19 protein-coding genes are annotated in these 24,855 nt (G+C 71.1%); 10 read left to right on the top strand and 9 right to left on the bottom strand.

Annotated elements, in window-relative coordinates; genetic code table 11:
- The first annotated feature begins 126 nt into the window (after positions 1-126).
- Positions 127-630, top strand: a complete 504-nt coding sequence (locus tag ACSHV8_RS12210) for a hemerythrin domain-containing protein (protein ID WP_436532421.1) — start codon at positions 127-129, stop codon at positions 628-630.
- A gap of 182 nt (positions 631-812) precedes the next feature.
- Here ACSHV8_RS12210 and ACSHV8_RS12205 read toward each other — a convergent pair whose 3' ends face one another.
- Positions 813-1,733 (bottom strand): hypothetical protein, encoded by a 921-nt coding sequence (locus tag ACSHV8_RS12205; RefSeq protein ID WP_436532419.1) that lies wholly within the window; start codon positions 1,731-1,733, stop codon positions 813-815.
- Between the two features lie 183 nt (positions 1,734-1,916).
- Between ACSHV8_RS12205 and ACSHV8_RS12200 the strand changes: the two genes are divergently transcribed.
- Positions 1,917-3,998 (top strand): diguanylate cyclase domain-containing protein, encoded by a 2,082-nt coding sequence (locus ACSHV8_RS12200; RefSeq protein WP_436532417.1) that lies wholly within the window; start codon positions 1,917-1,919, stop codon positions 3,996-3,998.
- Here the strand turns inward: ACSHV8_RS12200 and ACSHV8_RS12195 are convergent.
- Positions 3,973-5,007 (bottom strand): alpha/beta hydrolase fold domain-containing protein, encoded by a 1,035-nt coding sequence (locus ACSHV8_RS12195; protein ID WP_436532415.1) that lies wholly within the window; start codon positions 5,005-5,007, stop codon positions 3,973-3,975. The genes ACSHV8_RS12200 and ACSHV8_RS12195 overlap by 26 nt on opposite strands.
- Positions 5,000-5,368 carry a YrdB family protein gene (locus ACSHV8_RS12190; RefSeq protein WP_436532413.1) on the bottom strand — a complete coding sequence of 123 codons (369 nt, stop codon included), beginning with the start codon at positions 5,366-5,368 and terminating at the stop codon, positions 5,000-5,002. Before ACSHV8_RS12190 ends, ACSHV8_RS12195 begins: the two co-directional genes overlap by 8 nt.
- 41 nt (positions 5,369-5,409) lie before the next feature.
- Between ACSHV8_RS12190 and ACSHV8_RS12185 the strand changes: the two genes are divergently transcribed.
- From ACSHV8_RS12185 to ACSHV8_RS12165, 5 genes are all read left to right on the top strand, one after another.
- Positions 5,410-6,807 (top strand): protein adenylyltransferase SelO, encoded by a 1,398-nt coding sequence (locus ACSHV8_RS12185; RefSeq protein ID WP_436532411.1) that lies wholly within the window; start codon positions 5,410-5,412, stop codon positions 6,805-6,807.
- 333 nt (positions 6,808-7,140) lie between these two features.
- Positions 7,141-7,680: a hypothetical protein gene (locus ACSHV8_RS12180; RefSeq protein ID WP_436532409.1), complete on the top strand. Its 540-nt coding sequence runs from the start codon at positions 7,141-7,143 to the stop codon at positions 7,678-7,680.
- A gap of 209 nt (positions 7,681-7,889) precedes the next feature.
- Entirely contained in the window at positions 7,890-8,252 is a 363-nt protein-coding gene (locus ACSHV8_RS12175; protein ID WP_436532407.1) for a DUF1304 domain-containing protein, read from the top strand.
- A gap of 15 nt (positions 8,253-8,267) precedes the next feature.
- A complete protein-coding gene (locus ACSHV8_RS12170) occupies positions 8,268-8,402 on the top strand; it encodes a hypothetical protein (RefSeq protein ID WP_436532405.1) in 135 nt (44 codons plus the stop codon).
- Between the two features lie 14 nt (positions 8,403-8,416).
- Positions 8,417-9,055, top strand: a complete 639-nt coding sequence (locus ACSHV8_RS12165; RefSeq protein WP_436532403.1) for a TetR/AcrR family transcriptional regulator — start codon at positions 8,417-8,419, stop codon at positions 9,053-9,055.
- Here ACSHV8_RS12165 and ACSHV8_RS12160 read toward each other — a convergent pair.
- Positions 9,025-10,302, bottom strand: coding sequence for an AAA family ATPase (locus tag ACSHV8_RS12160; RefSeq protein ID WP_436532401.1), 1,278 nt, complete (start codon positions 10,300-10,302; stop codon positions 9,025-9,027). The two genes, ACSHV8_RS12165 and ACSHV8_RS12160, sit on opposite strands and share 31 nt — an antisense overlap.
- Positions 10,303-10,361: 59 nt before the next feature.
- Entirely contained in the window at positions 10,362-17,153 is a 6,792-nt protein-coding gene (locus ACSHV8_RS12155; RefSeq protein ID WP_436532399.1) for an RHS repeat-associated core domain-containing protein, read from the bottom strand.
- A 320-nt stretch (positions 17,154-17,473) separates the two neighbouring features.
- Between ACSHV8_RS12155 and ACSHV8_RS12150 the strand changes: the two genes are divergently transcribed.
- Positions 17,474-18,634 (top strand): glycosyltransferase, encoded by a 1,161-nt coding sequence (locus ACSHV8_RS12150; protein ID WP_436532398.1) that lies wholly within the window; start codon positions 17,474-17,476, stop codon positions 18,632-18,634.
- Positions 18,631-20,739 (top strand): RNA polymerase recycling motor ATPase HelR, encoded by a 2,109-nt coding sequence (helR, locus tag ACSHV8_RS12145; RefSeq protein WP_436532396.1) that lies wholly within the window; start codon positions 18,631-18,633, stop codon positions 20,737-20,739. The genes ACSHV8_RS12150 and helR overlap by 4 nt, the downstream gene beginning before the upstream one ends.
- On the opposite strand, the gene ACSHV8_RS12140 is transcribed toward helR, so the two are convergent.
- The 4 genes from ACSHV8_RS12140 to ACSHV8_RS12125 all read right to left on the bottom strand — a co-directional run bounded on the left by ACSHV8_RS12140 (position 20,702) and on the right by ACSHV8_RS12125 (position 24,058).
- Positions 20,702-21,709, bottom strand: coding sequence for a serine hydrolase domain-containing protein (locus tag ACSHV8_RS12140; RefSeq protein ID WP_436532394.1), 1,008 nt, complete (start codon positions 21,707-21,709; stop codon positions 20,702-20,704). The genes helR and ACSHV8_RS12140 overlap by 38 nt on opposite strands.
- A 42-nt stretch (positions 21,710-21,751) precedes the next feature.
- A complete protein-coding gene (locus ACSHV8_RS12135) occupies positions 21,752-21,952 on the bottom strand; it encodes a hypothetical protein (protein ID WP_436532392.1) in 201 nt (66 codons plus the stop codon).
- A 132-nt stretch (positions 21,953-22,084) separates the two neighbouring features.
- Positions 22,085-22,750 carry a DUF6346 domain-containing protein gene (locus ACSHV8_RS12130; protein WP_436532390.1) on the bottom strand — a complete coding sequence of 222 codons (666 nt, stop codon included), beginning with the start codon at positions 22,748-22,750 and terminating at the stop codon, positions 22,085-22,087.
- Between the two features lie 138 nt (positions 22,751-22,888).
- The gene (locus tag ACSHV8_RS12125) at positions 22,889-24,058 is read right to left on the bottom strand and encodes an MFS transporter (RefSeq protein ID WP_436532388.1); all 1,170 of its coding nucleotides are present in this window, start codon (positions 24,056-24,058) and stop codon (positions 22,889-22,891) included.
- 54 nt (positions 24,059-24,112) lie between these two features.
- Between ACSHV8_RS12125 and ACSHV8_RS12120 the strand changes: the two genes are divergently transcribed.
- Positions 24,113-24,841 (top strand): AraC family transcriptional regulator, encoded by a 729-nt coding sequence (locus ACSHV8_RS12120; RefSeq protein WP_436532386.1) that lies wholly within the window; start codon positions 24,113-24,115, stop codon positions 24,839-24,841.
- The last annotated feature ends 14 nt before the right edge of the window (positions 24,842-24,855 follow it).

Here is a 24,855-nt window from a genome sequence, read left to right as displayed (position 1 = left end):
CGGACATGCGGGGCAAGCTAGCTCGCGAATCCGAGAATTCTGCGGGTTATCCACAGTGCCCGGGCGCCCGGAAAAGTTATCCACAGTGCCCCGGCGGCGGCGGGCGAACCTTTGTAAGGTGCGGGCATGGACGAGATCACGGCGCTGATCATGGAGGACCACCACACGTTCCGGGTGGGGTTCGCCCGGCTGGACGATGCCGAGGACGAGGAGCAGTTGCGCGCGCTCTGGGAGCCGCTCGCGCTCCACCTCGACATCCACGCGGACGCCGAGGAGGAGATCCTCTATCCGCATCTGCTGACCGACAGCGGCGGGGAGGACGCGGAGGAGGAGACCGACGACGCGATCCGCGATCACAACAAGATCCGGGACGGGATCGTCGAGGCCTCGAAGCATCCGGTCGGGTCGAAGGGCTGGTGGGCCGGCGTGTGGGCAGCACGCACCGAGAACAGCGAGCACTTGGCCGAGGAGGAGGACGAGGTGCTGCCGGATTTCCGGAAGCACGCGAGCATGGAGTTGCGGATCGAGCTCGGGGCGCGGTGGCTGCGGTTCTTCGCCGAGCATCCGCAGGGCAAGGGCCTCGACTTCAGCAACAAGGACCCGAAGAAGTACATCGCCGAGCACGAATAGATAAAGGTGGGCCGCCGGACGTGGGGTCCGGCGGCCCGGGAGCCGCGCCGGCCCGGGAGGGGGCGCGAGCCGATGCGGCAAGTCGGTCGCGGGCCAGGCCACCTGGTCAACCGCGAGTCTCGGCGGGCTTGGTCAACCGAGGCTCACGGCCGGAACGGTCAACCGGGCCCGCGGCGGGGCGGTCAGTCGTGGGTGGCCGCGAAAATGATCAGGGCGATCAGGGCGAACGGGATCACCAGGCCGGCCCAGGTGAGGGGGCGTTCCAGCAGGCGGGGGCCCGGGTCGGCCGGCGGGTGACTGGTGCCGTAGGGGTTGGGCTGCGGCGGCGGGAGTTTGGCGACCTTGCCGTGGCGGGCCAGGTTCATCAGGACGGTGACGGGGGTGATGATGAACGAGCCGTAACCCCACCAGCCCTGGACCAGGGTGCGGGAGGTCATGTGGCGGAACACGCTGAGGCCGCAGTCCCGGCAGAACGGGCCCTCGTTGCTGAGGAACCGCATCATCACGATCATGCCCTGGTGGCCGCGGAACTTGACCTGCGCGGCCGGGATCGAGCCGCAGAACCGGCACGGCAGCATGCCCTGCGGCGCGTAGGCGGGCTGCGAGCCGGGCGCAGGCTGGCCGGAGTACGGCGCGGGGTACGGCGCCGCCTGGCCCGGCTGACCCGGGTAACCGGCGGGCGCGCCGTAACCACCGGGCTGCCCCGGAGCCGGATAAGCCGCGGGCTGCCCGGGTGCGGGGTAAGCAGCGGGCTGCCCCGGAGCGGGGTATGCCGCGGGCTGGCCGGGGTAAGCCGCGGGCTGCCCGGGCGCCGGGTACGCGGCCGGTTGAGCCACCCCCGGATACGCCGCCGGCTGCCCCTGACCACCCGGGGCCGGGAAGGCGCCCGGATAAGCCGCAGGCTGGGCCGCACCCGGATAGGCCGCGGGCTGAGTCGCACCCGGATAAGCCGCGCCCGGATAGGCAGCCGGCTGGGGCGGGGCCGGGAAGGCGGCCGGGTCAGCGACGGGCGGGGACGGGTGGGACCCAGGCGCAGGGAAGGCTGCGGGCGCGGTCGGGTCGGGGGTCGCGCCACCCCACGGTGTGGGCTGCGGCTGGGACATGGTCACCTCGTTGCACGAAAAACTGTAAAGAACCTGTGAGCGCGTCAGGGTACTGGTTGATCAAGCTTCGCGCTGCCCCGTTCCGGTCGGGGGTCCGCAACCGGATCGCACCGGGGCGTAGCCGCATATCCGGTGGTCGGCAGGGCGATGATCAGGGAGCAGCCGGCCCCGGGAGACTTGCGAATGTCGCAGCGCGCGTACCGCACGATCGGGTGGCTCGTGCCCGCGTTCGCTCTGCTGGCCATGCTCGTGTTCCCCCGGCAGGCGTCGCGCGTCTACGCCGTTCTGATGATCACGGCCACGGTCGGCGGGACGGTGCTGCACGCGGTCTTCGCCCGCCGGCAGCGTTTCTGGGCGCTCACCGCGACCGCGCTCGGCTGCTGGGCGTACGCGGAGGTCTCGGTCGGGCTGAAAGCGATCGCCGTCGGTGTGGCTCCGGGCCGGAATGTGGTCGCGAACCTGATCAACCTGGCCGCCCTGGTCCTGGCCGTCGTCGCCATGCTCGCACTGCCGACCGCGCCGCGTACGCGCGCCGGCCGCACCCGGATGGCCCTGGACGGCACGGTCGCCGCGAGTGCGCTGGTCGGCGTCGCGTGGGCACTGGTGCTGGGGCCGATGACGCGGCTCGAAGGCGTACGCTCAGCAATTTTTGATCTTGCTTATCCGGTGCTCGCCGTGGCGGTCCTGGCCCTGGCATTGATCATCATGTCGGGCGCGAAGGGGGCCGGTGCGCTGCGGGCGATCACCGGTGGTGTCCTGGTCGTCTCGCTGACCCTGTTGATCGAGGTGGTCGGGCAGGTCGCCGGGGCGGGCTGGATGCGGCCGTACGTGCTGACCGGTTATGTCACCGCGGCCGGGCTGCTCGCGGTCGCCCCGCTGTTCCCGCTGCCGGCTCGCGGCGAGCGCGAGTGGCGGCCCCGCGGGCTATTCTCCGACCTGCTCCCCTACCTGCCGGTGTTCGGGCTCGGCGTGGTCTGCATCGCGCCGACCCTGGCCGGGCATCGCCTGGAGTCGCCGCTGCTGTGGATCGGATCGGTCACGGTCGCCGCCCTGCTGGCCCGGCAGTTCGCCGCGCTGCGCGGAAACGCCGCGCTGACCCGGGAGCTGGCCGCCGAGGCCGTGCACGACTCGCTGACCGGCCTGCCGAACCGGGCGCTGCTGCATGCGTCGCTGGGCACGGCCGACCTGCTGATGATGCTCGACCTGGACGGATTCAAGCAGGTCAACGACACCTACGGGCACGCGGCGGGCGACCAGCTGCTGATCACGATCGGTCAGCGGCTGCGGGTGGCGGACGGTCTCGTGGCGCGGCTGGGCGGCGACGAGTTCGCCATCCTGCTGCGTGGCAAGACGATGGCCGAGGCCGAGCAGCTGGCCGCCACGCTGCTGCGGGCCTGCGCCGAGCCGGTCCCGATCGACGACCGGGCGGCGCAGGTCGCGGCCAGTATCGGTATCGCCGAGCGGGATCCGCAGCGGCCCGCCGAGCACCTGCTGCACGACGCCGATCTGGCCCTCTACCAGGCGAAGAACCAGGGCCGGGGCCGGTTCCGCCGCTTCGGCGCCGAGCTCGCCGCGGTCGAGCGGGACCGCGAGCAGTTCACCGCCGACCTGGTCGCCGCGCACCGGGCCGGCGAGTTCCGCCTGGTCCACCTCCCGGAGATCGACATCGCCACCGGGGCGATCCTGGGCGTCGAGGCGCGGCCGTACTGGCGCGATCAGGATCTGTCCGATTTTGAGCAGGCGATCACCGAGGCCGGCCTGCTCCCGTCGGTCGAGCGCGGCCTGCTCGACACCGCCCTGGACCAGCATCGGGCGGGCGGCGTGAGCGTGCGCCTGTCCGCCGCCTATCTCGCCTCGGCCTCGGCCGTCGATGACATCCGCACCGCGCTGACCAGGCACGACGTTGCCGCGCAGGCGCTGACCATCCGGGTTGTCGAGGTGGGCGACGCGGCTCCCGCTCTGCGGTCGCTTCGCGATGTCGGCGTACGGGTGTGCCTCGACCGTTTCGGTGCCGAGCCCGTGCCCGTCGCCGAGCTGCGCGAACTCCCGCTGGACGGGATCCGTCTGGATCCGCGGTTCCTGGCCGACCCGCCGGTGCTGGCCGCCCTGCTCGCGCTGGTCCACGGCCTGGGCCTGAGCAGTGCGGCCGACGGCGTCACCGGTGAGCCGGAGGCCGCCCGGCTGCGGGCGCTGGGATGCGCCCGCGCGTCCGGCCCCCTGTTCTGCGCGGCCGGCCTGGCTACTTCGGGAGAAGCCATTCGCTGAGCAGGTCCACCGTCCGTACGCCGGCCGGGGTCAATGGGTCGTTGAGCGTGCCGTGGGCAGCGTCCGGCAGCAGGTGCACGGTCGTGTCCACCCCGGCCGCGCGCAACTGCTCGGCATACAGTTCGCCCGAGCGCCGCAGCGTGTCCGACTCGCAGTTGACGATGAGCGTCGGCGGGGTGCCGACCAGGTCACCGACGCCGGGGAAGGCGTACGGATCGGTCAGCCCGGCCGCCCCGGCGTAGTGCACGCTCAGGTCGTGGATCCACTCGGGTGAGAAGTACACGGCGTCCCGGTTCGCCCGGATCGCGGCCAGCCCGGCCGCGTCCCAGCCGGTCAGCTCCGGATGCACGGCCGGATAGGCCAGCACGACCGAGGCCGGCGGGCGACCCTGGCCGTCCCGCAGCCGTTTCGCGACACCGGCGGCCAGGCTGGCGCCGGCGCTGGCCCCGCCCAGGTGCATCCTCGCGGCCGGCACCCCGAGCCGATCCGGGTGGTTGACCGCCCACGACCAGCCGGCCAGCACGTCGTCCGAGCCGGCCGGAAACGTCACCCCGTGCAGCGCCTTGCGGTAGTCCAGGGCCAGCACCGGAATGCCTCGCGCGGCCAGCATCAGCCCGGTCCAGTGCGACTCGGCCATCTCCAGGTCACCCCAGACGAACGCGCCGCCGTGCACCCACACCAGCGCCGCCGCGGCGTCGGTCCCGGGCCGCCGGTAGAGCCGCGCCGGCACACCCTGGATGCCCGGGTCGCTGACCTCGACGTCCGACAGTGACGGGTACCGCGCGATCAGCTCGGCGTGCGTCGGGCCGGACTCCGGCATGTTCCCGGCGATCTCCAACATCCGCACGAAGTCGGCCACCGGGGGCAGATCGCCCGAGGTCGCGCCGCTGAGCACGGCCCGCCGGACCGGGCGCGGCAGGCCGCGCAGGGCCTTCATCGCGTACCCCATGACGGTGGCCTTGGCCCCGGCCTGGCGCGGCACCGAGCCGCTGAGCTGGGTGTCAGTCATGTCCCCCATTTTCCACCGGCTCGCCGCCGGTGGTCGCTTTCAACACCCACAACCACCAGCGGTTCACCGCGGCGAGTACCGCGAGCAGCCCGGCGAGCACAAAATGTCCGGTAACGATCAGGGCGGCGGTCGCGCCGCCGAAGACCGCCCACTCCGGGATCAGGCGCTCCGGATCGGGCAGCGGGTGGCTCGCCCGCGGCGCCACCCAGCGGCCCCAGACCAGGGCGGCCGCGGCGACCAGGGCAACCGCGGCCAGGATGCGAACCGCGACCGGACCGGGCACTTTCCATCCCCCGTACGCCAGCGCCGCCAGGGCGCACAGCTCCAGCAGAAATCGCAGTGTGAGATTGGCCGCGCGCATGCCGCGAGGTTAGTCCGGCCGAAGGGGGATAACGTCGATGGGTGGACGTGAACCTGGGGCACCGCTTCGCCGACGACCTGCCGGAACTGTCGATTCCGTGGCAGGCCGACCAGGCGCCCGAGCCGCGCGTCCTGGTCGTCGACGAGAAGCTCGCCGCCGAGCTCGGCCTCGACCCCGGGCAGCTGACCACCGGCCTGCTCACCGGCACCGAGGTCCCCGAGGGGGCGAAACCGGTCGCCCAGGCCTACGCCGGCCACCAGTTCGGGGGTTATTCGCCGCGCCTGGGCGACGGCCGCGCCCTGCTGCTCGGCGAGATCAACGGCCGTGACCTGCACCTCAAGGGCTCGGGCCGCACCCCGTTCGCCCGCGGCGGCGACGGTCTGGCCGGGATCGGCCCGATGCTGCGGGAGTTCATCGTCAGCCGGGGCATGCACGCGCTCGGCATCCCCACCACGCGGTCCCTGGCGGTGACCGCAACCGGCCGCACGATCCGGCGCGAGCAGCCGCAGCCGGGCGCCGTCCTGGCCCGCATCGCCGCGAGCCACCTGCGGGTCGGCAGTTTCCAGTTCGCCCGCGCGACCGGCGACACCGACCTGCTGCGGCGGCTGGCCGACCACGCCATCGACCGGCATTATCCGGAGCTCAAGGGCGATTACCTGGGCTTCTACGACGCGGTGGTGGCCGCGCAGGCGTCACTGATCGCGCGCTGGATGCTCGTCGGGTTCGTGCACGGCGTGATGAACACCGACAACATGACCATCTCGGGCGAGACCATCGACTACGGGCCGTGCGCGTTCATGGAGGCCGTCGACCCCACGACAGTGTTCAGCTCGATCGACAGCGGCGGCCGGTATGCGTACGGGAACCAGCCCGCCATCGCCCAGTGGAACCTGGCCCGGCTCGCCGAGGCGCTGCTCCCGCTGCTGCACGACGATCAGGAGCAGGCGATCCCCCTGGCCGTGGCGTCGCTGCAGCGCTTCGGGCCGGCGTTCACCGCGGCGTGGACGGCGGGCATGCGCGACAAGCTGGGTCTCGCCGAGGACCCGCCGGCCGAGTTGACCACCGACCTGGCGGATCTGCTGCACGCCGGCCGGGTGGATTACACGACCTTCTTCCGTACGTTGGCAATCGCGGCCCGCGGCAAAGCGGAGCTGACGCGGGCCCTCTTCCTCGACCCGGCCGATTGTGATCGTTGGCTCGGACGCTGGCGCGCCCTGTCGCCGGACGCCGACCGGATGGATCGCGTGAATCCGATCTACATCCCGCGCAACCACCTGGTCGAGGAGGCCCTGGCCGCGGCCGTCGCCGACGACCTGGCTCCGCTGCACCGCCTGCTCGACGCCATCGACGACCCGTTCACCGAGCGGCGCGGCCTGGCCCGATACGCGGAGCCGGCCCCCGGCGACTTCGGCCCCTACCAAACCTTCTGCGGAACCTGAAAGGACGGCAAGGAAGATCACGCCCGTTTCTGGATCAGCGCGAATATTCAGGGCCAATCCCAGAGGTTCGGGCCACCACCGCGACCGATGATGGCATTAAAGCAGCGGCTCGGTCAGCGACCATGCCGGAGATATCAGACAACGACGCAGTTCTCCGCCCGACTATTTTCGGCAATACCGGCACGGCGTCGCCCCGCACTGAGTATCGTAATAGAACTCGTCATCGCGGAACGCTTTCGCGTCGATCATCGCCGGCCGCACTGACTGTATCGGCCGAACCAACTGGAGCGCGAGCGATATGGCCGGCGGGTGCAAGTTAAGCCGGGAGCCACGTTGATCAGCCCAGACGCACCGGATCACAACGGAATAGGTACCCGTGTGATGGCGCTGTTAGCGGCGGGCGCAGCGCTCGTGGGTACTGGCGCCTGCTCGCGACCAACGCCGTTGCCGACTCCGAAATACACCCACCAGCAAGCCGTCGAAATGGTGGACGGGATAATCGCCACCACGGCTGAACAGCTCAAACCGCAGCCCCAGGTGGAGATCAACGGCGGTGGTGACTCTCCCTGCACCGGTTGGAGAGACGAAGAGGGATCCGGTCAGGTCATGTACGAGCGAAGCGTCTGGCTGAACGGATTGATTGCAGCAAACAACGACCGCGTACTGCAGACCCTGATCGCATACTGGAACACCAATCAGTACAAGACAGTTCGCAACGACAGCAGTCTCCCCAATTCAAGCTGGACTGTCGTCGTGAGCGACCCTAATGACTTTTCCGTGAAATTTGTAAAAAGTGTGGAAGGAAGGCTGAGCTTGCACGTCCAATCCCCCTGCGTCTACAAAGAAATCGCGACAACCAGAACCACTAATTAGCAAGCAGCACTGGCCCCGTGCCGGACGGCAAACCTACGTCACTGAAGTGCATGCCGCCCTGACCTGCGAGCCGCCAGCGCCTGCCTGGACAGCGCGGCCAGCCCTCGCGGGTTCTACGCAACGTGACGGTTACGTGGGCGATCGGCTTGGGTGGCTCTTCAGCAACTCCACGACGCAAAGCCTGATAGCCCGACCGGTACGCTCCCCGAATGATCATCGTAGGGAATGTCCTGGCCGGGATCGTCGCGCTGATCCACGTCTACATCCTCGTGCTCGAGATGTTCCTGTGGACCAAGCCGCGCGGCTACAAGGCGTTCGGCCTGACCCCGGAGTTCGCCGAGCAGACCAAGACGCTCGGCCTCAACCAGGGTCTTTACAACGGTTTCCTGGCTGCCGGCCTGATCGCGGGCCTGATCGCCGGCGGCGACACCGGCTTCGCCGCGAAGGTGTTCTTCCTGGTCTGTGTCGCGATCGCCGGGATCGTGGGTGCGCTGACCGCCAGCAAGCGCATCCTCTACGTCCAGACCGTCCCGGCCGTCCTCGCCCTGATCTTCGTGATCCTGGGCCACTGAGGCACCGCCGGCGGCGTGAGCAGAGGCCGCCGGCACTCGTGCCCGGCCGAGATGGACCTGGCCCGCTCCCCCGATCCGCATCTGACGTTCGGGCCGGCCCGCGAGGGGCTGCTCGTCGGCGGGTTGGAGGAGGTTCCGGTGCGCTGGTGACCCATCATGGGTCGATGGGAGACCGCCGACGGGAACGGGCCGAGGCCACGCGCGGGCTTCTGCTGCGTACGGCCGAGCGACTCTACGCCGAGCGCGGCCTGGCCGCGGTCTCCCTGCGCCAGATCGTGGAGGCCGCCGGTGTCGGCAACAACTCGGCGCTGACCTATCACGTCGGTGACCGCACCGACCTGATCCGGGCGATCGCCCACGAGCATGCGGTCGACGTCGGCCGGCGCATGGCCGCGATGGTGGCCGACGCGCGGAACTCCGACGAGCCCCGTGATCACATCGCCGCGCTGATTCTGCCGTACGTGCAGCATCTGGCCTCGTGGGGGCACCCGGGCTGGTCGGCCCGGTTCAGCGCGCAGATCACCGCCGACCCGGTCTTCGGCGTGACCGTTCAGGATCATCCGGCGCTGGCCGCCGCCCTGGACGAGGCGGCCGCCGCGGTGTGGTCGCACGCGCCCGCACTGCCCGAGCGTGAGCGGGCCCTGCGTACGCGGATGGTCCGTCTGCTGGTGATCCACACCTGCGCCGACGAGGAGTCCGGTGACGCGCCGGACTGGCCGGAGATCGGCGCGTCGCTGCTGGACGCGGTCACCGGCCTGGTCCTGGCCCCGCCTCACCGGGCCAGCAGCCGTCGCAGCTCCTGAAAGCGGCGTACCTCCTGCTCGTCGGCCCGGTCGGTGAACACCCGCGCCTCCAGCTCGGTGAACTCGCGATGCAGGCGAGAGGCCTGCTCCGAGTACGGCGTGTCGAGCCCGAACAGTTCCGAGTGAACCGCCTCGTCCCCGCCGCCGATCACGATCCGCTCGTACGAGGCCCGGTCGAGGATGCGGGGCGGCTCGTCCTCGTCCGGCCCGGGCAGGTGGATCAGGCCGTTGCCGTCGGCCGCCTGGCAGATGTACGGGCTGTGCGTGGTCACGATGAACTGGATCCGCGGGAAGTGCTGTTTGAGCCAGCTCCCGATCCGCCGCTGCCAGGTGACGTGCAGGTGCGCGTCGACCTCGTCGATGATGACCACGCCCGGCGCGGTGACCACGGTCGAGGTGAGCGAGTCGACGGGCAGTTCCCCGTACGCCTCGGAGAGCTGTTTGAGCAGGTCGACGACGAGCGCGGCGACGGCCCGGTAGCCGTCGCTCATCTCCCGCAGCGGGAACCGTTCGCCGTCGCGTTCGACCCACAGCCCGTCCGAGTCGACGTCCTGGACCAGGTAGCCGTCGGGCAGCAGGCCGTCGCCGAGCACGGCCAGCGCGATCTTCTTGAGCCGGGCCGCGCCCGCCCGGCGTTCCAGCGCGCGTAGGTGCTGCTCGATCAGCCAGGTCACACCCTCGGCCAGGGACGCGTCCTCGTGGAACAGGGTGGCCATCCGTGCGGCCGGCCCGCGCCGCAGCGCCAGCCGCTGGCCCTCGCCCGAGCCGCCCGCGAGGCGGCGGAACGGGCCGTAGGCGGCGAAGAACCAGCCGATCGGGTCGTCGAGCCACAGGTCCTGACGGGCCGCGTCGAAGCGGGGGCTGGCCGGGGACTCGTACATCTTGGGCTGTCGTTCGGCCTCGGCCGGGACCCGCCACCACAGGCCGGCCGAGAACGGCTCGTCGGCCACGCCCAGGCCGGGGTCGGAGTCGTACTCGGCGTCGGGGACCAGCCGGACCTCGACCGCGGCGTCCGGCTTGCCCTTGGAGACCCACTCGGTGAAGTCCGGCACCAGGACCCGGGCCAGGAACGGGCCGCCGATGGCCAGCGCGACCGCGCGCAGCAGCGACGTCTTGCCCGACCCGTTGCGCCCGGCCAGGACGGTCCACCCGGCGAGCGAACCGTCCGGCCTGGTCAGATCGAGCGTCACGGCGCGGGCGTCGTGGAAGCCCCGCACGTTCTCCAGCCTGATCCCCTGGATGTACACGCGGTCACTCTATCGACACCGACCGTTGCTCAGGAACCGCTGAGATCGCGTCCGGGCCGCTACCGGATGCTCTGCTCGATGCCGATCGACGGGATCGAGCTCCCCCGTGTCGGCGTCGGCGCCCGCATCCGCAGAGATTTGACCGGGGACGCCGGCAGGGCACCGGACTGCTCGATCATGGGGGCGCAGGTTCCGTTGCAGATCTTCCGGCTGGCCGCCACGAACTTCGGGATGAGACCGATCCGTTCCATGAAGTCGAGGATGCTGTTCTCGGCGTGGATCCGATCCTTGACGCCGACGCCGGCCAGCAGTTCGCCCGGCTTGAGTTCGACGCCGGGGCGCAGGTATCCGTTCGGCTCGCTGGTGCCGACGACGGTGTGCAGGTTGCCGTCGGCGTCCTCGCCCACACCGACCCCCATGGTGATCTTCTTGCGGGTGAACGGGTTGCGGATCGACTCGTTGATCTCGCGGACCCGGGCCCAGATCGCCTCCCGGATCGTGTTCTCGGCCTCGGTGGCCGGGGTGTAGTTCGGCTTCGCGAGCTTCGGGCCGTACTGCGGCGCGGCCGGGGTGGAGGCCGAACCGCCGGTGCTCTGGCCGCCGGCCGTGCCCGACGGGTTCTGATCCTCCACCCGGAACGAGTTGACCATCGCGTCCCAGCCGGACTTCACGTCGGCGGCGCCGCTGGCCGTGAGGGCCGCCGAGACCGCCATCACCGGCACGCCGACCGCGGCGCCGACGCCCGTACCGCTGGCCATGCCACCGCCGGTCATGCCCGCGATGCCTTCGGCCATCTTGATCGCGCCGTAGGTGCTCTCGCCCGCACCGCGGAAGAACTCGAAGGTCGGGCTGGGCGCGAACTTCTGCATCCACGGGCTCAGCAGGAACCCGCCGGGTGCCGCCGCCTGGGTGATCCCGACCGTGTAACCGGCCACCGCCTGGGCCAGCCGGGTGCTCAGGAACCAGTCGGTCACCCGGTCGTAGAGGCCCGGCTCCTCCGGGTCGCGGCCGCTCGGGTCGGTGTAGGAGTTCGGGTTGTTCGCGGCGTAGGCGTACGGCTGGATCAGGTCGGCCGCCGACACCGTGCCGGTCGCCGCGGTCCCGGTCCGCCCGCTCATCGCCGACTGCGGGGCGGTGCCGCCGGCGGCCACGTCGGTGATCACCGGGTCGGCCGACAGGAAGCGGGCCAGGCGCGGGTCGTACATCCGGCCGTTGAGGTCGATCAGGCCCAGGTCGGAGTCGGTGTCCTGACCGGTGAAACCCCGCTCCCCGGTCGTCGCCCAGTCCGGTTCGAGATTGCGGCCGTACGCGCTGAACTGCTGGCTCTCCCCGGCGGCGCCGGAGGTGTCGCTGTGGTCGATCGGGGTGCCGGACCGGTCCGGATGCTCGTAGGTGGTCACGTCGGAGACCAGCCCGCCGCCGGTCTCGGTCCGCACCACCTGGGCCACCGTCCGCCCGCCGGCCTGCACGAAGTAGCGGTGCTCGGCGACGCCGGCGGTGGTCCGCCGGGTCTGGAACAGATCGCCGAAGTACGAGGTGACCGCGTCCGGGGCGCGCCGGAGCACGCGCTTCTCGTCCGCGTCGTACTCGAAGGAGGTGCTGCCGGTCGCGGCGTCACCGGTCACCGTGGCCGGGAGCCCGGCCGGGGTCCAGGTGAACTTCTGGAGGCCACCGGTGACCGCGGGTCCGCTGCGCAGCGTCTGGTTGCCGGCCGCGTCGTACTGGTAGGTCGTGGTTCCGGCCTTGGTGACCGCGGCCGACTGCGGCGCGTAGGTGTAGTCGCCGACGCCGGACTGCGTGGTCATGTTGCCGGACGCGTCGTAGGTGAAGGACTCGTCGCCCGACGGGGAACCCACGTGGGTCAGCCGATTGACCGGGTCGTAGGAGTAGGACCGGGTCCGCTCCGGCCGCACGGTGTCGGTCTGCGCGGTGACGTTGCCGTCCGGGTCGTAGGCGTAGCCGAGCGCCTGCACCGGGTTCGCGGCCGGCACGGCGGCGGTGGTCCGGGACAGTTTGCCGCTGCGGTCCTCGTACTCGGAGGTGGTGACCACCCCGTTGCCGTACTGCTCCTGGCCGATCCGGTAACCCTGATCGTCGGCGGCGAACGTCCAGTAGGACCGGCCGCTCGCGGCGTCCTTGACCGCGACCAGGTTCCCGGTGCTGTCGTACGCGTTGTCCACGCCGAACGCCCGGCCGGCCCGTTCCGGGTAGTCGATGCGGGTGTTGCGGCCGAACTGGTCGTAGCCGTAGCCGACCCGGAACGACTCGGTGCCGACGACCTGCACGATCTGCGACGGGAGCCCCCGGTTCGGCCCGGACGCCGGGACCGGCTCGTACGCGTAGGTGGTCCTCGTGCCCTGCGCGGCCACCGCCGAGACGACCTTGCCGATCGCGTTCACGCCGGTGTCGTACGCCCAGGTCGAGGTGCCGCGCGGGTCGGTGCGCCCGGTCGGGCGCCCGAGCCGGTCGTACGCGTAGGAGGTGGTCACCCCACGCGCGTCGGTCTTGACCTTGAGCTGCCCGAACGCGGTCCACCCGTAGGCCGTGCGCCCGGTGTCGGCCGAGGTGACCGCGGTGTCGCGGCCGAGCCGGTCCGGTTCGTAGGTGGTGACCGCGCCGCCGGGGGCGAGCATCCGGCGGATGACGCCGAACGGCGCGTACTCGAACTGGGTCGTCGCCCCGGCCGCGTCGCTCTGCGCCACGGTCGTGTCGTCCGGGCCGGTCACCGTGACGGCGGTGTGCCCGAGCGGGTCGGTGACCGCGGTCGCGTGGATGCCCTCGGTGCGGACGGCCGTGCTGAACCCGTCGGCGCCGGGCGCCTCGCTCGCCAGTCCGTACCGGGTGGTGGTGACCGCGACCGCGGTGCCGGTGTCGCCGTCCGGCCGGCTCTGCCGGGTGATCCGACCGAGCGCGTCGTAGGTGAGCACGGTGACGCCCTGGGTCCGGTCGTTCGGCAGGTGCGGGCGGGACACGGTCAGCGGGCGGCCACCCCAGTCGAAGGTGGAGTCGGTCACCACCGTGGTGCCGTCGTACCCGCTGGTCCAGGTCTCGACCGCGCGATCCATCGCGTCCTGGAAGATCACCGTGGACGCGCCGCCGGCGATCGTGGTGGTGGTCCGGGTGCGGGCCTTCAGGTTGGCGCTCAGATCAAGATCGGCGCGGGCGTACGCGGTGACCGTGTCGCCGTCGGGACCGCGGTCGCGTACCTCCCGCCCGAACCCGTCGTAGGCGAATTTCTCCACCACGCCGTTCGGGTCGGCGGTGACCAGCGGTTCGCCCAGCGCCGGGTCGGTCAGCGTCGCGGTCCGGTGCCCCTCGGGGTTGACCGACGCGGTCGGGAACAGGCCCTTCGCGTCGAACTCGGTGCTGGTCGTGCGGGGCTGCTCGCCCGGCGCGGTCGTCGTCTGGCCGGTGACGTTGCCGAAGCCGTCGTAGCCGGTGGTCTCGGTGACCAGGTAGGTGTTGTCGTCCGGTTCCTGGGTGGTCGTCAGCGGCAGGCCCCGGTCGGCGGTGCTGGTGTAGGCGGTGGTGCGGGTCTCGGTGCGGCCCTGCCGGGTGTCGGTGACCACGTTGCGCTGGGCCAGGCCGATCAACCATTGCTGGGTACGGGCGGTGCTCTTCTCGTACGACGTGGTGCTGTGGGAGTGGTCGATCTCCTCACCGGTGCCCCGGCGCACCAGCGTGTCGACGTCGGTCACATTGCCGTCGGCGTCGTAGGCCCGCTGGGTCCGCGTGATCGAGAGCTGCCGGTCGACCGTCTGGCCGGCCTCCACGGTGCGGATCCGCTCGTACTCGGTGGTGTCGTCGTCGGCCACGAACGGCAACCCCGCCGACGACAGCTTCACACTGTGCCCGATCGGATCACTGCGCCGCACGATCTGCACGTTCCTGGGCGTGCCCAGGCCCTCCTGCACCGGCGCCGAGACGGTTTCCCGGACGGCGGGCCGGCCGGCGAACGGATACATGTGCCGGACGGCCGAGCCGGCGACCTGGTCGAGCTGGGTGATGTTGTCGTAGTCGGTGGTCGCGACCGAGATCGGTTCCCGGGTGCCGTTGCCGTAATCGCTGACCACCCGGCGTGCGAAGCCCAGCGCTCCGCGGCCGTACCAGCCCCGGCGCGCGTCCTCGTAGTGGAACGTCCGGTGGGTGACCACCCCGAGCGCCTCGCCGCGCGGCAGCACCCGTTCGACGGCCCGTTCGCTGATGCTCGACACCAGCGGCCCGGCCCGGTTGACGCACCAGCTCTGCACGGCCTGGCACGCGGAGGTCCGCAGGTAGGTCTGCTGGGACGGGCCGGGGCCGCCGCGCTCGTAGGCGAACGCCACGTCCTGCCCGATGCCGTCGCGCGCCGCCACCAGGTAGTTGTTCTTGGTGTATCTCCCCCACCGGATGGTCAGCATGTTCAGCGGGTTGCCGAACTTGTCGTGCACGTCGTCGCGGTGCGACGCCAGGATCAGTTCGTCGCTGCCGTCGCCGTCCACGTCGGCCCGGACCGGCATGGCCTCGGTGGCCAGGTTCATGGTGCCCAGCAGGGTGGGCCGGAACGACGTGTCGTCCTGCAGCTTCTGGATCACCCACTGCAGCGTGTCCGGTGAGCGCGGGCTGCCGATCGGGAGCAGCACGTCGGTGCGGCCGTCACCGTTGTAGTCGAAGAACTGCGCGCGGGCGAAGCTGTACGCGCTGACCTTGTACCAGTCCCACGCGGAGTCGCCGAGCAGGATCGGCCGGTCGGCGAGGAACCCGCGGCCGGTGTTGATGTTCAGGCGGACCGGGTTGGCCAGGCCACCGTCGTAACGCACCACGTCCTGCAGTCCGTCACCGTTGACATCGGCCAGCCGGATCTGCCACTTGCGGGCGTACGAGGTGGTGATGACCGAAGCCCCGTCGAGCGGGAAGTTCGGGTCGTCGCTGTCATAGGTCCAGTAGGGAAGGACCGAGTAGAGACCGTCCGGGCCCGGGACGGTCGAGTCGACCCGCTCGTCGAAGTTCAGCCCGGTGTCGAGCCAGCGCGACGTGGTCGCGTCGAGCGACAGTGCCTTCCAGTTCTGGTTCCAGATGTACGTGTCGCCGTCCGGCGTCCGCGCCGCCCACTCCCGCTTGAGCACGTTGGCCACGCCGTCGCCGTCGCTGTCCACGAACATCGGCGCCTCGCACGGTTCCGCCCCCAGCCCGCCGCGGAACCCGTGCAGCGGCGAGTCGCCCTCGTCGCCGTAGTTGGGCAGCACCCGCGCGCCCTCGAAGCCCAGATTCGGGCCCTTGCCGAGGTAGAGCTTCAGGTTGCCGGCGTCGCGCTGGTCGCAGACCAGGACGTCGGTGAGCGTGTCGCCGTTGAGGTCGGCCAGCCAGAACGGCGTCTGCGTCCCCTGCGTGATCATCGGGAGCTGCACCCGGGTGAAGTCCACCCCGTTGGAGAGCAGGACGGTGCCGTTGGTCCGGAAGCCGCAGTCGCTGACCAGGTCGTCCTTGCCGTCGCCGTTGTAGTCCATCACCGTGTCCTGGGAGATGCACCAGAACGGATACCCCAGTTCCTGGTTCGACCCGAGGTCCAGTTCCGAGATGGCGTACGGCGCGGCCCGGTTCCCGGTGGCCAGCCGCAGGAAGTAGGACCAGTTGCCGTCGCATTCCCCCAGGCCGTCGGAGCAGGTGTAGTGCTCGGTCGGTGCCGGATAGATCAGGTCGTCGAGGCCGTCACCGTTGATGTCGAGCACGATGGTGTGCCCGACCGTGTCGCTGCCCAGGCCGTTGCCGAAGATCAGCGGCACGGTGCCGAAGTCGTCCGGCGGCAGGAAGCCCTCGGAGTCGTCGTAGGTGAACGTGGTCGGCGGCTTGCACACCTCGGTCGTGCCGTCGAGCGTGCACTCCCGCAGCCGGCTGACCCGGCTCAGGTCGGTCCGCGCGGCGTACTCCACGCGGTAGCGGCGCACGACCGCGCCCCCGACCTGCGTCTCGACCGCGGTCAGGCGGCGGAACTCCTGCTCGTTGAGTCCCCGGGAGGACGTGCTCCAGCCGTCCGGCCGGTTCTCGTAGACGAACCGGACCGACCGGTCGTGGGCCTGGGTGACCGTGCCGTCCGGGGACCGGTGGCCGCCGTACCGGATCTCGGTCGGGGCGAACATCGTGCAGATCGGCGGGGTGTTCGGCGCGCTGCCGACGCAGGTCTGCCCGTACACGTACTCCAGATAGTTGCCGGAACGGTCCTGCTGCTCCTTCACCCGCCAGCGGCGATGCACGGTGCCGGCCGAGGCGATCGCGTCGGCGGCATACCCGAACCGCAGGATGATGCCGTCCTTGCGGCGCACCTCGAACCCCTTCGGGCCGCCCGCGTCCACGTCGGTGATCACGATCCGGCTGAAGGTGTCGGTCTCGGTCCGGTACTGCGCGTTCAGGCCGCCCGCGGTGCCGCCGGTGAGCACGAGCAACTGCCCGTCCAAGCAGTACGCGTCGGGCTGCCCGGACGGATCCTCGATCGGCCGCGCCCAGCCGCCGGCCTGCGCGGAGTTCAGCGGGCAGCGCTCGACGCTGCTGAAGCCGGTGAGCGTCCAGCCCTCCCCGACCAGCGTGTCGGGCGCGCCCGAGGTGGCGGTCAGGCTGACGGCCGGGACCAGCCCGGCGATCCCCGGCGGCGTCACGATCGGCACCGAGTAGACCGAGCGGCCGTCGTCGGTGACCGCGTGGGTGGACGCGAGCGCCCCGACCGGCGCGGTCCCCTCCCGGGGCAGTGGCGTCATGTCGGCCACCGCCGCGACCGCCGCCGCCGGCTCGGCCGCGCGCGCCGGTGGCACCGCGACCAGCCCGCCGGCCAGCACCGCGAGCGCGACGACCGCCCATCCGCGCACCATTGAAGTCAGCACGAAACCACCCCCAGGCCGGACACACTTCGGCGGCGAGCATGCCGGGGGCGATGGCGAAAAAAGTGCCACCCGCGGGGGCCTCAACCGTCCGGCGGGAGCATAACAACTTTCGATCTCTGGCGACCGGCCCCGCTCGCCGCGACGATCACCGCGAGCGGCGCATGATCGGACCCGGATCATTCACGGGAGCTGATGAAGGGGGCAAAACCACCCCTTCCCATCTCTAACCTATAGCAGACCCGGGGGCTTGCGGCAAGACCCGGGTGCTCCGGCACAATCGCTCAGTCAACGCTGTGAGCTGCAAAAATGGGGGAACCAGAGTGCGTGTGGTGCTGTCGGCGTACGACTCTCGGGGCGGCGTCGAACCACTGATCGGCCTCGCGGTGCGATTGCAGGGTCTGGGCGCGCAGGTGGTGTTGTGCGCGCCGCCGGATGAGCTGCCGCTGCGCGGGGTGCCGTTCGTGCCGGTCGGGCGGTCGCCGAAGGAGTTGATGGCCGCGAAGGTCCCGGTGACGCCGGCGAGCATCCCGCAGCGGGCCGCCGCGTTGATCGCCGAGCAGTTCGAGAAGCTGCAAGCCGTCCTGGACGGGGCGGACGTGCTGGTCGCATGCGGGATCCTGCCGTCCGCCGTCGGCGCCCGGTCGGTCGCGGAGATGCTCGGGATCCCGTACGTGTACGTCGCGTTCCAGCCGAACTCGCTGCCGTCGGCGCACCACGAGCCGATCGCCCGGCCCGGCCATCCGCTGGATCCGGCGGTCACCGACAACCGGGTGCACTGGGAGCAGGACGCCGAGGCCGCCAACGCGCTGTTCCGCGACGTACTCAACACCGAGCGGGCCAGGCACGGCCTGCCCGAGGTCAAGGACGTGCGCGACTACGGGTTCACCGATCGGCCCTGGCTGGCGACGGATTCGCTGCTCGGGCCGTGGCTCGACGAGGATGCCGAGGTGGTGCAGACCGGCACGTGGATCCTGCCCGACGACGGCCCCCTCCCCGACGAGGTCGAGGATTTCCTCGATCAGGGCGAGCCTCCGGTGTACGTCGGTTTCGGCAGCATGCCGGTCGGCGACGCGGGCCGGGAAGCGGCCGAGGCGATCCGCGCCCTGGGTCACCGGGTGATCCTCTCCAAGGGCTGGGCCGGCGCGGACGCCGAGGACTGCCTGGTCGTCGGCGAGATCAGCCATCCCGCCCTGTTCCCGCGGGTCGCCGCGGTCGTGCACCACGGCGGCTCCGGCACCACCCACACCGCCGCCCGGGCCGGCGTCCCGCAGGTGATCGTCGCGCACAGCGGCGACCAGCCGTACTGGGCGCAGCGGGTGACCGCGCTGGGCATCGGCGCGACCGGTGCGTCGATCACCGACGCGTTGAGGCTGGCCCTGGCCCCGGAGACCTCGGCGCACGCCGCCGCCGTGGCCGCCGCGATGTACCCGGACGGCGCCGCCGTCGCCGCCGAGTTGCTGATCGAGGAGTACGGCCGATGAACGTCTTCGATCTGCGTAATCACCCCGCCAAGGACGACGCCACGCTGATCGGCGAGGACGAGAAGCACTTCATCGCGATGGCCGAATCGCTCGCCCAGTCCATCGCCGAGCTGGAGCAGCGCCTGGAGATCGAGCGCAAGGCCCCGGCCGGCAAGGGCCGCCAGGCCGTCGACCGGGACGACGCCGTGCACCGGATCAGCGCCCGGCTGCGCACCCTGCGCCGGTTCAGCCTGGACCTGTGCCTGGGCCGGATGGTCCACGAGTCCGGTGAGACGGTCTACATCGGCCGGCTCGGGCTGACCGACGGCGAGGGCGGGCGGCTGCTGGTCGACTGGCGGTCGCCGGCCGCCGAACCGTTCTTCGGCGCGACCCACGCCAACCCGGACGGCCTGATCAGCCGCCGCCGCTACCGGTGGCTGGAGGGGCGCATCATCGACTACTGGGACGAGGTGTTCACCGCCGAGGGCCTGCAAGGACGGGCCGCCCTGGACGACCAGTCGGCGTTCATCGCCAGCCTCGGCGCAAGCCGGTCACCGCGGATGCGCGACGTGCTCGGCACCATCCAGGCCGACCAGGACGCGATCATCCGGGCCGGGTCGCGGGGCGCCCTGGTCGTGGACGGCGGGCCGGGCACCGGCAAGACGGTGGTGGCGCTGCACCGCACGGCGTATCTGCTCTACAACGACCCGCGCCTGGGCGCCCGCCGCGGCGGGGTGCTCTTCGTCGGCCCGCACGAGCCCTACCTCGCGTACGTCTCAGATGTTTTGCCGAGTCTCGGTGAGGAGGACGTGCAGACCTGCACGCTGCGTGACCTGCTCGCCGAGGGCGCCGCGGCGGGGCCGGAGACCGACCCGCAGGTGGCCCGGCTCAAGTCGTCGGCGCGGCTGGTCCGCGCCATGGAGGCCGCGGTCCGGTTCTACGAGGAGCCGCCCTCGAAACCGACGGTCGTCGAGACCCGCGACGGGGATGTGCGGATCTCGCCGCGCGACTGGGCGACCGCGTTCGAGGCGGCCGACGGCATCGCGCACAACGAGGCCCGCGAGGAGATCTGGGAGGAGCTGCTGACCGTTCTGGATCAGCCGGCCGGCCGGGAGTTGCGGACCGCACTGAACCGCGCCTGGCCGATCCTGGACGCCGCCGACCTGGTCGCCGACCTGTGGTCGGTGCCCGCCTACCTGCGCAAGGTCGCGCCGTGGCTGAGCATCGACGAGATCCGCTCACTGCAGCGGGCCGACCCGCGGGCCTGGACGCTGGCCGACCTGCCGCTGCTCGACGCGGTCGGCCAGCGCCTGGGCGACGCCGAGGTCTCCACCCGGCAGCGGCAGCAGGCGGCCGCGACGGCCACCGCCCGCAAGGACATGGACCGTGTGGTCGAGGACCTGATCGCCTCCAACGAGTACGACGACGGCGAAGGCCTGATGACCATGCTGCGCCAGCAGGACCTGCGCGAGGTCCTGGACGCCGGCAGCACCCTGACCAAGGTCGACCCGGACCTGCTGGCCGGGCCGTTCGCGCACGTCGTGGTCGACGAGGCGCAGGAACTGACCGACGCCGAATGGCAGATGCTGCTGCTGCGCTGCCCGTCGCGCAGCTTCACCGTGGTCGGTGACCGCGCGCAGGCCCGGCACGGTTTCACCGAGTCGTGGGAGGAGCGGCTGCGGCGGGTCGGCCTGGACCGGATCACCATGTCGTCGCTGACCATCAACTACCGGACCCCGGCCGAGGTGATGGCCGAGGCCGAGCCGGTGATCCGGGCCGTGCTGCCGGACGCCAACGTCCCCACCTCGATCCGCAGCAGCGACCTGCCGGTCCTGCACGCCGACGCCGCCGAGCTGGAAACCATCCTGGGCGACTGGCTGGACGCCAACCCGGAGGGCATCGCCTGCGTCATCGGCGACCCGGATTTCGCCGAGCGCGACCGGGTTCGTTCGCTGACCCCGACCCTGGCCAAGGGTCTGGAGTTCGACCTGGTCATCCTGGTCGACCCGGAGGAGTTCGGCGAGGGCATCGAGGGCGCGGTCGACCGCTACGTCGCCATGACCCGCGCGACGCAGCGCCTGGTCATCCTCACCTCCGGCACAGCGCGTCGTCGATCAGCTTCGTGACGGCCGCGTTGCTCGGGCGCCCGGTCCCCCAGGTCACCGACAGGGTGATCGCGTGGTCCGGGTCGGTGGCGAACGACCAGGCGGAGGCGCCGAGCGCGTCCCCGCTGTGACCGAAGGCGGTCCGGCCGCAGGTCAGCGTCCGGACCTCCAGGCCGAGGCCGCTCTTCATCGCGGTCAGCTCGGCGGGCCGCAACAGACGCCCGCCGAGCAGCGCCGCGAGGTGATCGTTGAGCGCGGTGGCGTCGGTAACCAGCTCACCGGCGGCGCCCATCACCGACGGGTTCATCTCGGTGATGTCGATGACGTCACCGTCGCCGTCCGGCAGATAAGCCTGGGCGTGCGGCTCGGGCAGCCGGGTCCGGGTCCCGGGGAAACTTCCGGGCCGCAGATGCAGACGACGTTCAATTTCTTTCCCGTACGGGTGTCCGGTCAGCCTCTCGATGAGCATGCCCAGCACGATGTAGTCGGTGCTGGAGTACCCGGGCGGGTCCTGCCGCGGCTGGGCGAGCGCCCGATCCACCAGTTCCTGCGGTGCCCACGTCTTCCACCGCAGCGGCAGGAACGCCGACGGCGGACTCAACGGCAACGTCCTGGTGTAGTCGTAGAGCCCGCTGGTGTGCCCGAGCAACTGCCGCACGGTGATGTCACCGCCGAACACCACGTCGTCGAGCCCGACCCGGTGCTCGCCGACGAGCTGCAGCACCACGGTCGCGGTCATCATCTTCGTCACGCTGCCGGCCCGGAACCACCCGGTCGGGTCGACGTCCTCCCCCGTGCCGCGCTTCCGCTCCCCGATCCCCAGGCTGATCCGGCTGTGACCGTCGCGGACCTGCACGAGCGCGCCGGTCGGCCCGCCCGCCACGACCGCGCCGAGGTCGTCCCAGAACGGGCCCGGCGCGGCGGCGGCCGGCACGGCGGCGGCCATGACCGCGGCCGCCGCGATCAGGGCGGTGATGGTACGTCCAGACATCAGCATCCTCCTCTTGGGACTTCAGCCTCAGCCTGGTCGCGCTCACGCTTCGGCGAAATCCGGACTTTCCCTGTCGGGGATCACCCGGGGAACGGTCAGCATCAGGCCGAGCAGAAAGGCCGGGATCGGGGTGAGGCAGAGCAGGACGAAGACGCCCTCGGGGCCGTGGTGCTGGGCGGTCAGCCCGAACAGCGGGGCGAACAGGCCGCCGATGTGACGTCGACGGCGTGCGTGCTGCCCCACAGTCGCATCCGCCGCCAGCCGGAATCACTCATGGTGACGCCGTTGCCAAAGGACGGCGGAGCGGGCTTCCGATTCTTGATCAGGGAGTTGCCGGCGCCGTCACCCCACGGCGCCGGCCGGAACTCGACTGTCTCATCGCAGGCGCCCCCACCACGCGATGAAGCCGATAAATCCGCGTGCTCCGATCACCGCGGCCAGTAGATAGGTGAACGCCCACCCCGCCACGACGATCAGGCCGACCCGTTTCAGCAAGCCCAGCCCACCGGCATAGACCTCTCCGAGAGCGCTGGCAGGTTTACCCAGGTTGCAGTGGGCGCCCGGCGGGTTGAAGCAGGCCTGCAGGAGCTCGACGGTACGACCGACGTCCTGATCGGTGACGATCGACCGGTCGACTTCAGCCTGACCACCACCCGGCACGCTGACCTGACAAGTCCACCAGAAGCCGAGCCGCCAGTCGTGCAGGGGACCGCGCCGATCACAACTGTCGACTCGGACCTGAACCAGACGCTCGTCCGGTCCCGTTGCCCCCACCGAACCGGTGCCCTGGTAAAGAGCCGCCAGAGTGTTGAGGACAATTATCGCCATACCGCTCGCGGCGAGCAGGAGGACGAGGCGAAGCAGTTTCACGAGCCGGTACGCCACCGGCCCGTGACGCTGCCACGCCGCCTCCTCCCGTCGGCGAACCTGCTGGGTGTAGTCGTTTTCGAAGGGTCTGTCGATCAGGGCAGTGCTCCTCCCGATGCTCCGCCGATCATCCTCACTCAGGCTCTCGGCTTCGTCACAGGTGCCCGGCCACACCGAACCCGAGGCCGCGCCGAACGCACCGGTCCCGGGAGAATACGGCCTTGGTGGAGAACAACCCACGCACCGCGTCGTCGATATGTCACCCCACCATGGAGGCCGCCACTATCGCGCCCTGAAGTCCACCGCCCGCGGTCAGGCCTCGGCGAGATCCGGGTTCTCCCGGGCGGGGGCGTTCCGGGGCTCGGTGAGCAGCAGGCCGAGCAGCAAGGCCGGGATCGGGGTGAAGCAGAGCAGCGCGAACACGCCCTCCGGGCCGTGGTGCTGGGCGGTCAGCCCGAACAGCGGGGCGAACAGGCCGCCGATGCTGACGCCCAGGCCCAGGGTCACGCCGGCGGCCGTGCCGGGACGCGACGGCAGGTAGTCCTGTCCGAGTTTGACCAGGACCGCGAACGGGATGTTCAGCGCCACGCCGGCCAGGGCGGCGAAGATCAACGGCAGGACCGGGCCGCCGGTGAAGGCCAGTCCGGCCAGCGCCGGCAATCCCGCCAGGGCACCCCATCGGACGGTACGGACACTGCCCATCCGATCCGCGATCCGCCCGCCGAGCAGCGTCCCGGCCACTCCCCCGACCAGGAACACCGCCAGCGCCACGCCGGCCAGGCCGCGGCTGCTGTGCAGGTGCCGCAGCCAGTACAGCTCGATGAAGGTGTTCACCGCGAAGAATGCCGCCGAGCGGACCACCTCGATGCCGGTGAGCGCGAGGAACGGCCGCCACTGATCGGCACCCGTCCGCTGAGGAGAGGTGGCGGCCCGGGTCGCCTGATGGCGGCGCAGCAGGAACACGGCGATGACCAGGGCCGGGAGCACGAACAGCACGGTCGACGGCACCCCGAGGTGCACCAGCAGCGGGGTGGCCAGCACCGGGGCCAGGAAGAAGCCGACGCTGCCGCCGGCCGCGAACACGCTCATCGCGCCGGTGCTGTCGCCGGCCGCGGCCCGCGCCGCGCGGCCGGCCGCCGGGTGGAACATGGCCACGCCGAGGCCGGAGAGCAGGATCAGCGTCCAGACCGCCGGGTACCAGCCGCCGACCAGGCCGGACAGCCCGAATCCGAGGCCGGCCAGGGCGACGCCGGCCGCGGCCAGCCAGTCCAGGCGGTACCGGTCGACGAGCACGCCGAGGAACGGCTGCGGGATCGAGCTGCCGAGGGCCGCGGCCAGGGTCAGCCCGGAGACGGCCACGTAGCTGTAGCCGTGGTCGAGCACGAAGTAGGGCACGGTCGCCGGGACCAGACCCTGGTACAGGTCGTCGACGGCGTGCGCGGTGCCCCACAGTCGCATTCGCCGCCAGCTGGAATCACTCATGGTGACGACGCTGTCAAAGGACGGCGGAGCGGGCTTCCGATATTCTGCCCGATTGTGTCGCTGGAACGCCTCGATCTGACCGGGCCGACGATCCGCCCGCTCGGGCACCGGGAGCGGATCGAGTGGCACGATCACGCCGTACACCAGCTGGTTTATCCCCTGCACGGTGTCCTGCGGGTGCACACCGGGCGCGGTGTCTGGGTGGTGCCGCCGAACCGGGCGGTCTGGTTGCCGGCCGAGGTGCCGCACGCGCATCAGGCCGACGGGCCGACCGAGATGCGCTCGGTCATCTTCGACGTGGCCGCGCTCGACGAGCCGGCCGTGGTGCAGGTCGGGCCGCTGCTGCGCGAGGTGATCCGGGCGCTCAGCGACGTCGGCGACCTGACCGCGCAGCACCGCTTCCACCTGGAGCAGGTGGCGCTGCATCAGGTGCGGCGGGCCGAGTCGCTGCCGTTGATGCTGCCCACGCCGAGCGATCCGCGGCTGGTCGCGCTCTGCGAGTTGCTGACCGGGGATCCGGCCGACCAGCGTTCGCTGCACGAGCTCGGGCGGCAGGTCGGGGCCGCCGAACGTACGCTCAGCCGGCTGTTCCGGGCCGAGACCGGCTTCACCTTTCCGCAGTGGCGGGCGCAGCTGCGCCTGCACCACGCGTTGGGCCTGCTCGCGGCCGGGCGGCCGGTCACCCGGGTGGCCGCCGACTGCGGTTTCCGCAGCCCGAGCGCGTTCATCGAGGCGTTCCGCATCGCGTTCGGCACTACCCCGGGCCGGTACCTCGACGGTTAGGAAACGTGGTAGAA

Source organism: Actinoplanes sp. HUAS TT8, assembly GCF_051380535.1.
Lineage (GTDB): Bacteria > Actinomycetota > Actinomycetes > Mycobacteriales > Micromonosporaceae > Actinoplanes.
Note: the sequence above shows the minus strand (reverse complement) of the source record. Positions and strands in the feature narration are given on the sequence as shown.